The following is a 13,192-nucleotide window of genomic DNA, read 5'->3' on the forward strand; positions in this document are numbered from 1 at the left end:
GGAATGAATACAGAAGCAGTGGGAAACCTTGATGTCCGTATGGAATTAGATCGGAGCAACTAAGGCAGACATATAATTTAGTATTAATATAACTATTTTTTACTAGTTTCAAAAGGCGTTCAAGTGAACCGCCGATCAGTTTCGAACATGTAAGATAGAAGTGGATTTTAAACTGGAATTAGTCAATGAATCAAACTCAAATCGAAAAAGCCTATAAACTCGCTAAAGAGCGGTATGCTGCCGTTGGCGTTGATACCGAAGCTGTTCTCAAGAAATTGCAAACCATTCCGGTATCCATAAATTGCTGGCAGGGCGATGATGTCGGAGGTTTTGAGCAAGTTGGCGGTTCGGAATTGTCAGGTGGTATCCAGACTACCGGTAATTATCCCGGCAAAGCACGAACGATTTCAGAACTAAGATCTGATATCGAAAAAGCACTTTCACTGATCCCAGGCCAGCATCGTTTAAATCTGCACGCGAGTTATCTGGACAATGGCGGCACGTTTGTTGACCGCAACGAGATAGATCCGGGGTATTTTCAAAGCTGGATCGACTGGGCGAAGGACAGGCTTCACGGCATAGATTTTAACCCCACATTTTTCTCACACGACAAAGCTGCCGACGGTTTCACCCTCAGTCATCCGGACAAAAGCATTCGTGACTTCTGGATCGAGCACGCCATCGCTTGCCGCAGGATCGCTTCCGAAATGGGAAAACAGCTCGGAACGCCGACCGTTACCAATTTCTGGGTCCCGGACGCTTACAAGGATATCCCGGCCGACCGTGTTGCTCCTCGCGAACGTCTGGCAGATTCACTGGATGAAATATTTGCCGAAGAGATCGACCCAAGTTTGAATCTTGATGCAGTCGAATCTAAACTTTTTGGCATTGGTGGGGAAAGCTATACCGTGGGGTCGCACGAGTTCTACATGGGCTACGCTATTTCGCGGCAGAAACTTTTATGTCTTGATGCCGGTCACTACCATCCCACGGAAAAGATCAGCGAAAAAATCAGCTCAGTTATGATGTTCTGTCCGGAACTGCTGCTGCATGTAAGCAGGCCCGTCCGTTGGGACAGTGACCACGTCGTATGTTTTGATGATGAACTCCAGCAGATTGCCAAAGAGCTTATTCGCAGTGATAATCTGGACAAGATTCATATCGGGCTTGATTTCTTCGATGCCAGTATCAACCGCGTGGCTGCCTGGGTGATCGGCACCCGTAATCTGCTAAAAGCACTGCTGTTTGCACTTCTAGAGCCAATTGAACAACTTCGCCGAGCTGAGTTGAATATGGATTACACTCAACGGTTAGCCTACTTTGAAGAATTGAAGTCCATGCCCTGGAATGCCGTTTGGGATTACTACTGTTTGAAGCAGGAAATACCAGTAGGGCTGGACTGGTTTGATGAGGTTAAGCAGTATGAAAAAGAAGTCATGAGTAAACGAGTGTGAATTACGGTTTAACTATGAAATGTCTTGGCATATGCAGTTATCCAATAGCTTCTAAATATAGTAAGCAAAAGGTTAGAATGTGCGATTAAAGGTTATTGTAATTTTTATCAACAATGGGAGAGAGAAAATGAAGAATAAAGAAGGATTTACGCTGATTGAATTATTAGTGGTTATCGCGATTATTGCATTGCTGATGTCAATAATGATGCCTGCGTTGAGTATGGTCAAGGAGCGTGCCCGGCGTGTTACTTGCGGATCCAATCTAAAGCAGGTTGGTATCAGCCTGTTTACTTATGCACAAGACAACGACAACAAAGTTCCTGAGAACTACATGGAAATTGCCCCCCGATATACTGGATTCTACGCTTATGCCGCATACTGGATAAATCCCAATGCAACTAATGAATCCCACAAAATAACTGACGGTCCTGTAAACGTTGCTGTTTTGTTTGATGCTGGTTATCTCAAGGACCCCGAAATATTCTATTGTCCTTCAGCCAGAGGTGTCAGCGATTTGCTTTCTTACGATCATTATGTAGGTGACCTCAGTTGGCCGTTTGTACACGATCCGGACGCTTATCACGCTAATTTTGTGAGAATCAGTTACAATTATTTATCTCAAGGTCGCGGCAGAGAGGTCATTGAATGTGGGAGCAGCAAACGCGATGTTCGGGTTCATATACTTGATAATCAAGTCTCAAATATGACTTCGAGCACAAGTATGCTCGCTGACGTTATCAGTAGCCAGAGTGGTGCTTTGCATCGTGCAGGTGTCAATAAGCCCGCAGGTATCAATGTGCTGCACGGTGACGGTCATGTTCTTTTCTGCAACGAAAAAGAAGCCATCAACAATGATGATTTCTGGGGTGTAGATAACCACGACGAACTCCCAAACCAGAACGGTTACAATCTTCGAGGCATACTGGGGCTTTTTAAGGGAACAGCCCAGATAATGGACTAGGTTCAAAGAATATGACTTGAGTATGATGAGTAAAAAATTGTCATATAGAAGTGTCAAACATTGAAAGTGAATTAAGGTGGCATGAGGTTCGAATGAATAAAAGACAGTCATTGATAAAAATTAGCTTAATACTTACAGGATTGACACTTATCTGGGGATGTTCTAACGATAAGGCCAAACCTTTAGCTTCGAATGATTGGGTGGATTCACCAGAGCGTCCCAACATCATTTTTCTTCTTACAGATGATCAACGAAATGATACGCTGGGATGTGCCGGACACCCGATTGTGCAAACGCCCAATATTGACAGTCTGGCTTCTGAGGGTGTTCGTTTTGAAAACTGTTTTGTTACGACTTCGATCTGCGCTGCCAGCCGTGCGTCTATATTTACCAGCCTTCACGAGCGCACTCACGGGTATACCTTTGGGAAACCGGCTGTTGCAGAGGCTTACACTCTTAGCAGTTATCCTGCTTTGCTTCGACAAGCGGGTTATCGATCCGGATTTATTGGTAAATTCGGGTGTAGTATGAAAGGCAGTGGGGAGATGTTTGACTATTTCGAAACGGTCCCAGGGCCCGGCTACCTCGATCAGCCCGACGGGAGCAAGCTGGAAAGTACAGAAGTCATGAGCAACTTAGCACAAAAGTTCATCAAAGACAATGATGATCGTCCGTTTTGTCTATCTGTAAGTTTCCATGCGTCACACGCGAGAGACCGCAACAAAACTCCCGGCAAAGGGCACTATCCATACCCGGAATGGACAAGTGAGTTGTATGACGATGTTAGTGTGCCCTCTCCTGGTCTGTCAGATCCAATTTACTTTGAAATACTACCCGAATTTTTACAAACTTCGATGAATCGTAAACGTTTTTATTGGCGATGGGATACACCTGAAAAATATCAGACTAATATGCGTTCATATTTTCGCATGATTAGCGGGATAGACAAAGTTGTTGGCCAACTGAGACACTTGCTTAAAGAACTTAATATCGAAGACGATACGATTATTATATATAGCGCTGATAATGGCTACTATATGGGATATCGGGGTTTTGCCGGTAAATGGACTCATTTTGAACAGTCTCTGCGCGTTCCTTTGGTAATTTACGACCCTCGCATGCCAGATAAATTCACTGGACAGTCTGTGGATCCTATGGTGCTGAATCTCGATTTTGCACCAACTATTCTTGAGTTAGGGAGGGTTGAAGTGCCGGAACATTATCAAGGACGCAGCCTGCTGTCGGCTATGAGCGGAGCCTCTTCAATTGACCTGGAGAAGCGTGATTCCATATTTTGTGAGCATCTTATGGATCATAAAGACATTCCAAAATGGGAAGGAGTTCGAACGAAGCAGTATAAGTATGCCCGCTATTTTGAACAGAATCCGGCTTATGAATGTTTATATGATTTAAACGTGGACCCGACAGAACTGCATAATCTGGTTTTGCATCCAGACTATCAAACCATCCTGAAGCAAATGCGTTCAAAGACTGATGATTTTGTTAAGCAATATGAGATTAAAGGCGTGGTTCCGCAAAATGTTAAACCAGAATAAGATAGCGTTTTATAATAACATCTGTTCTCATTATATTCTTATGTGCCCGATCGGAAAAAATTTATGAAATTCAATTTTTACCAAGGTTTCTTTATTAGTCTTCTGGTTGCCGTACCTCTAATTGTTTGTTCTGGTTGCCAAACGTTTGCTGAAATGCCTTCTAGCGGATCAAGTGCTGAAAATCTTAGATGTGAATACAAAGTCAATCCCTTGGGAATCGACGTTGCTGAACCTCGCCTGAGTTGGACAATGAAATCATCAGGGAGAGGTCAGAAGCAAACTGCTTATCAGGTGATCGTGTCAACAAGTCTTAAGGCTCTCGAATCCAACCAGGCTGATCAATGGGACAGTCAAAAAGTCAACTCAAGCAATTCCATTCAAGTCGCTTATCGGGGGAAACCACTTAGTTCCGCTACTCGATATTATTGGAAGGTCAGGGTTTGGGATAAGGACGGTAACGCGGGCGACTGGAGCAGTGCTTCCTGGTTTGAGACTGCGTTGTTGGATGCAGAAGACTGGGACGCCACGTGGATCAATGACGGCAAAAGTAACCCGGCAGCAGATGAAGATTTTTATAAATTCGATCCGGCTCCCATTTTTCGGAAAGAATTTGTTTTGAATAAAGAAGTTGAACTGGCCAGGCTATATATCACCGGACTTGGCTATTACGAGGCTAGTCTCAATGGAAAGCGTATTGGTGATCATTATCTTGATCCAGGTTGGACAGACTATTCTGAACGAGTTTATTACAGTACGTACGATGTTACCGAGCAGTTGCAAAGTGAAGCCAACTGCCTTGGAGTCATGCTTGGCAACGGCTGGTACAATCCTTTGCCGTTACGAATGTGGGGCAGCAGAAATCTTCGAGACCATTTGACTGTAGGCCGACCAAGGTTTATTACGCAACTTTGCATTCTGTATGATGACGGCACCGAGCAGACTATATGCAGCGACAAAGACTGGAAGGTCGCTCAAGGTCCCATTCTTCGAAACAGCATCTATCTTGGCGAGATATATGATGCCCGTAAAGAAATTTCGGGTTGGAATAAGCCGGGATTTGATGATACTGGCTGGGCGAATGCTTCACCAGCAACGGAACCAGTGGGCTCGCTTCAGGCCCAGCCTGTAGAGCCGATCAAAGTAACGAGGACCATCAAACCAGTAAAAATTACCGAACCCGAAAAAGGCGTATACATTGTTGATATGGGTCAAAACTTTGCAGGATTGGCATCCTTCAGATTCGACCTTAAAAGAGGTACCAAGGTAAACTTAAGATATGGTGAACTGCTCTATGAAGATGGCACCTTAAATCCTATGACCAGTGTTTGTGGTCAAATTAAAGGAAAACGAAACGACTCTCTCGAATCTCATCCCGGCATTGCATGGCAAAGCGATGTTTATATTGCCCGTGGGGATGGACCGGAAGTTTATACTCCAAGATTCACTTTTCATGCATTTCGCTACATTGAAGTCACTGGGTGCCCTGAAAAGCCGTCGCCTGATATGATAACTGGTTTGCGGCTTGGCTCAGATGTCAGCTCTGTTGGCGAATTTTCTTGCTCTAATGAGATGTTTAACGCCATCCAGGAAATGTGCGAATGGACATTTCTGAGCAATATCTTTAGTGTTCAATCTGATTGTCCTCATCGCGAACGGTTTGGCTATGGCGGCGACTTAGTCAATACCAACGAAGCCTTTATTTATAACTATGACATGTCCAACTTCTACACTAAGGCAGTTGAAGACTGGGATGACAGTAAATTGTCTAGTGGAATGCTTACTGACACGGCTCCTTCGGTTGGCATACAGTACTGCGGGGTCGGCTGGGCGATGGTTCATCCGCATACGCAACTAAAATTGTATCAATACTACGGGGACAGAAGAATTGTTGAACAACAATACCAGACTTCGAAACAATGGCTCGATCTTGTAACACAAAATAATCCCGAGCATATTATTAAACATGGCCTTAGCGATCATGAATCTTTAACCAGAACTCCCTCTGCTCCAATGGTTACACCTTTGTACTATCAAAGTGTAAGAATGCTTTCGAGAATGGCTGAGATTCTAGGTTATCAAGAAGATTCGAAGCATTATTTGACCTTATCCGAACAGATAAAAAATGCTTATAATGAGAAATTCTTTGATATCGAAACCGGCGAGTGTGCTCCAGGAACACAGGGTAGTCAGTCTTTTGCATTGTACTCGAGCATACTGCCTCAAAAGTATCGCGCGAAAGCACTGGAGTATCTTTTGGAAGATATCACTGAGCATGACGACCACCTTACCACTGGGATCTTTGGCACACGATATATGCTTGAGCTGCTTTCTCAGCATGGTCTAGAGCAGACCGCATATGACATTGTAAATCAAAAAACATTTCCCGGCTGGGGATATATGCTCGAAAATGACGCAACGACACTGTGGGAGCATTGGGCTTATAGCGACAATACATATTCCCACAACCACCCCATGTTTGGCTCAGTTTCACAATGGTTTTATGGTTGGTTAGGTGGTATTCAACCAGAGCCGGATGCAGTCGGCTTTGATCGAATTGTGATAAGACCTCACATGCCTCTTGGTTTACAATGGGTTAATTGCAGTTATAATTCTATACGCGGTCAGATTATAAGTAACTGGCGAAAAAGTGATAAAACAATTACTATGCACGTAGAGATTCCCTCTAATACCGTCGCTAAAGTTTATTTGCCTTGCGGCACACCCGAGAACATCACAGAGAACAGTGTTCCTGTTGACCTATCCAATGGGATCGATTTCGAGCGTAGTGAAAAAAATGTTACAATATATACGATCGAATCCGGCCAATATCATTTTGAGATGCCGTACAAAGAGTCAGACTAATGAAGAAACCGATTATCTTTACTCGATGGAATATCGCATGAAAAGGAAATCTATGATACTGCGGAATATCTTCAGTAATATTTTTCTTGCAAGTGCAGTCCTTATAATCATGGTATCCGGATGCACCGCTCAAAATCAATCCCCCAATATTGTCCTGATTATCTCTGATGATCAGGCTTGGACTGATTATGGTTTTATGGGGCACCCTGTAATTCAGACGCCTAATTTGGATCGTTTGTCAGAAGAAGGGGTGCTGTTTCCCCGTGGTTATGTGCCAACCCCGCTGTGCCGCCCGTCTCTGATGACTATGGCCACTGGTCTCTACCCCCACCAGCACGGGGTCACGGGAAATGATCCTTCCCCCAAACGATATACAGGAGATGCTGCCAGAGAAGCCAATCTCAAGCTTGAAAACTTCATCGACAACTATGTGACGATCCCTGAAGCACTGGCCGAGCGGGGCTACCTGAGCTTTCAGAGCGGCAAGTGGTGGGAAGGTGATTACCAGAACGGCGGTTTCACACACGGTATGACCACCCAAGGCCGCCACGGCGGGCCGGGGCTGAAGATCGGCCGCCAGGGAATGGATCCGCTGTATGAGTTTGTGGACTACGCAGTTGAACAAGAAAAACCGTTCTTTGTCTGGTATGCGCCGTTTCTGCCGCATACGCCGCACAATCCGCCCCAGCGGCTGCTCGACAAATATACCACCGAAGGGCGGGATCCGGCACTGGCCAAGTATTACGCCATGTGCGACTGGTTCGATGAAACCTGCGGGCAGGTGGTTGACTATATTGAACAAAAGAAGATTCGTGAAAATACTGTATTTGTGTATGTATGTGATAATGGTTGGATCCAACGAACTGCTGATACCGAGGTGCCGCACGGATACAGGCAAAGGTTTGCCCCCCGTTCAAAGCAGACCACCTACGAAGGCGGCATCCGCACGCCTATTTTCTTCAATTGTCCCGACCACTTTAGCGCCTCCAAACGCAGCGAAATGGTCAGTAGTATTGATTTGTATCCGACGATACTGGCAATTGCCGGTTCTGAAACACCTGACGATCGTCCTGGATTGAACCTGCTGCCGGCCGTTGAAGGAGGAAAAGCGATCAAACGGGATACTATATTTGGCGAAGGTTTTTCCCATGATATTGCAGATTTGGATAACCCGGAAAAATCGCTGCTGACTCGCTGGTGTATTGAGGGGCGCTGGAAGCTTATTCTCAGTTACGACGGCGAGAATGAAAGGTATAAGGCTGTCCACAAATACCCAGGACCGGTGCAGTTGTTTGATGTGATAAGTGACCCCCATGAAACCCAGAATCTCGCCGACGAGTACCCGGAGGTGGTCGCACGGCTCAAAGCCAAAATTAAGGCCTGGTGGCCGGTAAAGGAAGCTACGCTGATCTCAAAAGACTAGCCGAGAAACAGTAAACTGAAAGCGCGCCAAGCTGACAGCTATGATAAGCAGATGTGGGTATTCTTAGTTTGGATTTTTTGCCGTTATCTCGAATTTATTTGTAAGACATTCTAAAAAAATAGTCATTTCTTAGTGATTGAGACAACTAACTTTTTGACAGATTAGGAGCAAGTTTATGAGTGATGTTAGGGAAGAGAGCTCTCAGCCTGACAATTACCATCGACTTTTATATCAAAATCAGTCTCGGATTTATGCATATGTGCTGACTATGGTTGGCAATTACTCTGATGCGGATGATGTTATGCAAGAAACCATCAGTTTTATGTGGAAGCGTTTTGAAGATTTTGAGCTAGGATCAGATTTTGTCGCATGGGGAATCAGAATTGCTCGCTACAAGATTTTAGAGCATCGAAGGCGGCAAAAAAAACATGACATTGTTCAATATAGCGATGGTTCTTTTGAGAAACTATCCTCACTTGCGGTTAACAAAAATGATAATCTCAGCAATCAAAATGTAAAGCTGAAAGAATGCCTCAAGAAATTGAAACATTTTAAAAAACGATATTTTACCGTTATTGCATTAAAGTTTTTCGAAAATTGCAATACCAATGATATCGCTAAACGAATTGGGGTGTCTGTCCCTAATGTATATACAATTATGTCACGAGCATATGGTTATTTATTGGCTTGCATGAAGAAGTCCATGTCTAGTGCCGTTTCAAAAATATAATTTTAACTTTTCCATGATTTAAGACTTGCGCCATGCATAATCTGGTATTATATAGAATGACACGAAGAAATAATTTCACGCTTACAAGCAGAGAAAGGGATTTCTTATGTGTCTGTACGCCAGAGACCTCAGTACCAGTGAAGGCCAGCAAATTCAGCGGATACTCCGCAGCAGCAAAAGCCGAATCAAGATTCGTCGCGGCCAAGTCATTCTTGCCTCTAACCAGGGCTATAAAGTTCCTGCTATCGCCGAGCTGGTTCACTATTCGCCGCACCATGTCAGGGCCATCATCAAAGACTTTAACCAACGCGGCCTTAAGGCGTTGGAGCCCAAGCCCCGGCCGGGAAGACCGCCGGAGTTTACCGAGGACGACAAGGCCATTATTGCCGAGACTGCAAAATGTCCGCCCGATCTTCTGGACTGCCCTTTTAAGCGGTGGTCCCTGGAAAAACTGCGTGAATATCTTGTCCAGGAAAAGATCGTTCCTACGATCAGCATTGAAACACTCAGGACCATCCTGCGTGAAAAGAAGGTCAAGCTCCGGCGGACAAAGACGTGGAAAGAGTGCAACGACCCCAATCTCAAGTCTAAAAAAAACTAATTCGCAGATATGTGAACCAGCCGGCCTCAAACGGGCCGACCATATCATTCGACGAGTTCGGACCGCTGGAGATTCGTCCTCAGCCAGGCCGGAATTACTGTCATACCGACCATCCCAAGAGGCTGCCTGCGACCTATACCCGCAAACACGGCGTTCAGCACTGGCTGGCGTTTTACGATGTCCATCAGAAAAAGCTCTGGGGATATGTTCGGCCACGCAAGCGGCATCAGGAGTTCTTGGAAGTTTTGAAACTGACCAGGAAAAAGTATCCTGCGAACCAGCGGATCCATCTGATACTGGACAATTTCTCGCCGCACCGCAAGGACAAGGTTCTGCGGTACTGTCGCGAGAACAATATTCATCTGATCTGGACGCCGACCAACGCATCATGGCTAAATCCTATCGAATGTCAGTTTACCCATGTTAAGGAATTCGTCATACGCGGAACTAATTATCAAAACCACAATGAGCTTAAAATCGCTCTGAATAGATACGTAGCATATCGCAATAAAAAAAATCAGCAAAAGTTAAACTTAGATAATTGAAACGGCACTAGTTTAGAAAGTCTATAATGGATCAGGCTTTAAAAAATGAACTTGAAGAATTGCTGACTCTTTCTCTGGAGAAAAATACCTCTCAAGAGCAAGTCGATAGATTGAATGCAATTCTTGATGAGGATCCAGAGGCATTAAATCATTGCCTGGACTTTTATTCAATGGTGGCTTACCTTAATCAAAGCCGAGAGATATGCGATGTATTTCTTAATGAGTTAAATAGTGAGTGTGATACGCAGATACGTTTTTTGAAAGAGATGGCAGAGTTTGAAAAAACGGCTCCAATAATTGAGATTTCTGAAGAAAAGCCGAAAAGGGAATTGATCCAGAAAGTGGTTTATCCACAACGTGAAAAGCGGAAGTTGTCAAAGTTTCAGCTTTTTACGCTTATGGTTAGTTTCGCTGCTATGTTCTTTATTGCACTTTTTATTGGGTTTGTCCCGCCCAGGAGGCCAGGGGTTGATGTGGCCGCACTGATTGATCAAATCGACGCCGTATGGGATGAAAACATGCAAATTCCCGGCACAGACGGCCGTATGCTTCAGGACACCTACTCCTTAACTAGCGGCTATGCCACATTCTGTTTGGACAATCAGGCTCAAATAACGGTCGAAGCACCTGCTGAATTCTCATTGATCAGTACCGATGATGTTAAGCTTATCCGCGGCCGAATTTATTCTGTTGTCCCGCCGCAGGCTCAAGGATTTACGGTCAAAACCAACAATTCCAAGATCGTTGATCTGGGTACAGAGTTCGGCGTTGAAGTAGATAGTTATAACAATACCCAAGTTCATGTGATTAAAGGCAGAACGATACTTTTTGCTGGTTTACCAAATTCCAATAAAAAACAATTTGAACTTAGCGAAGGCAAGGCTAAGAAAGTTTACAATGACGGCTATGTTAAAGATATCGAAGTAATCGAAGATGAGTTTGTTCGAAAGATTGACTCCGACTCAAAGATGATCTTTAAAGGTGAACCTGTAACCGGCAAGCAAGGTTTTGTCGCTTACCACGATTTTGGTGCTATTAGCGGGCAGGAGTCTAAGGGCAACATTACGACTCACCATAGTGGAAGTGGTGAGTTAGGTTATGATTATAATGATTCCCCCAGGGCCTTGATTACTTATGCTGACGGCTCGGAAACGGGAGTACTTTTTAGCATTAATCGTGCAAACGCGATCGACTCGCGTGATGAAGGTCAAGTCCGTCCACCGGCGACTGGTACGCCGGCTTATTCCCTGTTCAATGTGCCAGGACTGAATCTAAACAATGGTAATATTGGTGTAGGTAACACGGATAGCCGCCCGGAAAACTATGAAATTATGACATTGACCCTGAGAGGTCTCGATCCTGGAATGCTTTATGACCTTGCTTTCTATGGCGATCGAAGTGAGACACGTAATACTGGTCTGGATCGTTTCACACTTGGCGGTGCCGATACGGCTGTCAACATAAGCTCAACAGGTGTGATCGACAGATTTACCACTGAGATGGAAACTTCAAAAAATGCTGACCGTGGGCATGTGATCCGGTGGATGAATATCGATCCTGGTGCCGACGGAATCATCACAGTGAAGGTGGATGCGGGCTTCTACGGCGAGGAGAATAATATCGTTTATCTTACGGCAATGCGGCTGGAAGCATTAGCTCCAGGTGAAGCCAATTATAACAGTTTAATCAATGAATGATGTGTTCCAACAGCATAAAGAGTTGGTGTGTTCGAGATTATCAAACTTGATTGTAAAAGGGCATAGTTTAAAGCGAAAATCAAAACTGTGACGCAAAAGGACGGGTCTTTGTCGCAAAATGAGGTTGATTGATATTTCAGGTTTATTTATATTTAAGTATGATGATTCGATATCGCCATCTTAGTTTCTAGGAGTTTCTTTAAGTATTCTTCACCCCATCTTAGTGCTGTTCTGTGTTGGAGTGATGAGCTTTCTGCGGCGTACAGGAATCGGAAATAGAGGGGCATGAAAGATGAAAAGGCATGAAATAATTAGTATTTTGGTAATCGCCATGTCAGCCCCATGGACGAGTACCGGGTTAGCCGATGTCTCGGGAAGTGTCCGGACATCCCCCAATTTTAAGGAAGGGCTCACCAATGTTAATCACGCCTGGTTAGATCGTATTATGTTTGAACTTAGTCAGGGGAATCTTTTGGAGGCGACAAATAAGCCTGCAAATGATACCGCAACGGAAGGGGCATGCGACAGTAAAGATGCATCTAAGTCGATTGTTAAACTTGCCAATGTTACATACAAAAAGACCGTAGACATCAACTCAAACCCGGTTGCCCTTAAGATGTATCATAGATATCAGCCGAAGAAAGTTTCTGAACCATTGCCGGCAATTCTGCTGTTCTTTGGAGGCGGATGGTCTAGCAGAAATCTTGGCCAAATGGAAGAGTTTTGCAAATATTTTGCCGCCAGGGGCATGATCTGCATGGCTCCTGATTACCGTGTCTCGTCCGTTGAAGGAACAAGCCCGTATGAAGCGGTAAATGATGCAAAATCCGCCGTAAGATGGGTTCGTGCCAATGCATCAAATTTAAAAATTGATCCTGATAGAATTATTGTCGGTGGTGGATCGGCCGGTGGTCATATTGCTGCCTGTACAGAGATCATTACCGGCTATAATGAGCCGGGGGAGGATTTGAGCGTCAGTTCAAAGCCTAATCTGCTTTGTCTCTTGAACCCGGTTGTAGATACAACCAAGAACGGCTACGGTTCGAGGCGGTTCACTCCCGAAACTGATAAAGAGCTATCGCCATTTCACCATATCACCCCGGATGTGTGTCCGACAATCATTTTTCATGGCACTGATGATACCACGGTACCATTTGAAAATGTCGAACGATTTACACAGAAAATGCATGATAACAGCAATACCTGCAAACTCGTTTCATTTGATGGTAAAGCTCACGGATTCTTTAATCATGTAAATTTTCGGCCGGATAAAGATCCTGCTGATTTTAAAGTTTGTGCTGAAGAAAGTTTTAACTTCTTTATTGCCAATGATTTTGGAAGGGGAGGTGATCCATAAATAAAT

General features: G+C 44.5%; 10 protein-coding genes. All 10 read left to right on the forward strand.

Annotation, left to right across the window (positions count from 1 at the left end; all coding sequences use genetic code 11):
* Window positions 1-185 precede the first annotated feature (185 nt).
* On the forward strand, window positions 186-1,454 hold the full coding sequence (locus STSP2_RS05980) for an L-rhamnose isomerase (RefSeq protein ID WP_146660802.1): 1,269 nt from the start codon (window positions 186-188) through the stop codon (window positions 1,452-1,454).
* Window positions 1,455-1,581: 127 nt separating this feature from the next.
* Entirely contained in the window at window positions 1,582-2,415 is an 834-nt protein-coding gene (locus STSP2_RS05985; protein ID WP_146660804.1) for a prepilin-type N-terminal cleavage/methylation domain-containing protein, read from the forward strand.
* Between the two features lie 92 nt (window positions 2,416-2,507).
* Entirely contained in the window at window positions 2,508-3,971 is a 1,464-nt protein-coding gene (locus tag STSP2_RS05990; protein ID WP_146660806.1) for a sulfatase family protein, read from the forward strand.
* 63 nt (window positions 3,972-4,034) lie between these two features.
* On the forward strand, window positions 4,035-6,833 hold the full coding sequence (locus tag STSP2_RS05995; protein WP_146660808.1) for a family 78 glycoside hydrolase catalytic domain: 2,799 nt from the start codon (window positions 4,035-4,037) through the stop codon (window positions 6,831-6,833).
* 37 nt (window positions 6,834-6,870) lie between these two features.
* Window positions 6,871-8,256 (forward strand): sulfatase family protein, encoded by a 1,386-nt coding sequence (locus STSP2_RS06000; RefSeq protein ID WP_205848013.1) that lies wholly within the window; start codon window positions 6,871-6,873, stop codon window positions 8,254-8,256.
* Between the two features lie 175 nt (window positions 8,257-8,431).
* Window positions 8,432-8,986, forward strand: coding sequence for a sigma-70 family RNA polymerase sigma factor (locus STSP2_RS06005; protein WP_146660810.1), 555 nt, complete (start codon window positions 8,432-8,434; stop codon window positions 8,984-8,986).
* 106 nt (window positions 8,987-9,092) lie between these two features.
* Window positions 9,093-9,587 (forward strand): helix-turn-helix domain-containing protein, encoded by a 495-nt coding sequence (locus STSP2_RS06010; protein WP_146659256.1) that lies wholly within the window; start codon window positions 9,093-9,095, stop codon window positions 9,585-9,587.
* A gap of 11 nt (window positions 9,588-9,598) precedes the next feature.
* Entirely contained in the window at window positions 9,599-10,132 is a 534-nt protein-coding gene (locus STSP2_RS18050) for a transposase (protein ID WP_169852969.1), read from the forward strand.
* A gap of 26 nt (window positions 10,133-10,158) precedes the next feature.
* On the forward strand, window positions 10,159-11,829 hold the full coding sequence (locus tag STSP2_RS06020; protein ID WP_146660812.1) for a FecR domain-containing protein: 1,671 nt from the start codon (window positions 10,159-10,161) through the stop codon (window positions 11,827-11,829).
* A 292-nt stretch (window positions 11,830-12,121) separates the two neighbouring features.
* Window positions 12,122-13,186, forward strand: coding sequence for an alpha/beta hydrolase (locus STSP2_RS06025; protein WP_146660813.1), 1,065 nt, complete (start codon window positions 12,122-12,124; stop codon window positions 13,184-13,186).
* The last annotated feature ends 6 nt before the right edge of the window (window positions 13,187-13,192 follow it).

The organism is Anaerohalosphaera lusitana (assembly GCF_002007645.1).
Lineage (GTDB): Bacteria > Planctomycetota > Phycisphaerae > Sedimentisphaerales > Anaerohalosphaeraceae > Anaerohalosphaera > Anaerohalosphaera lusitana.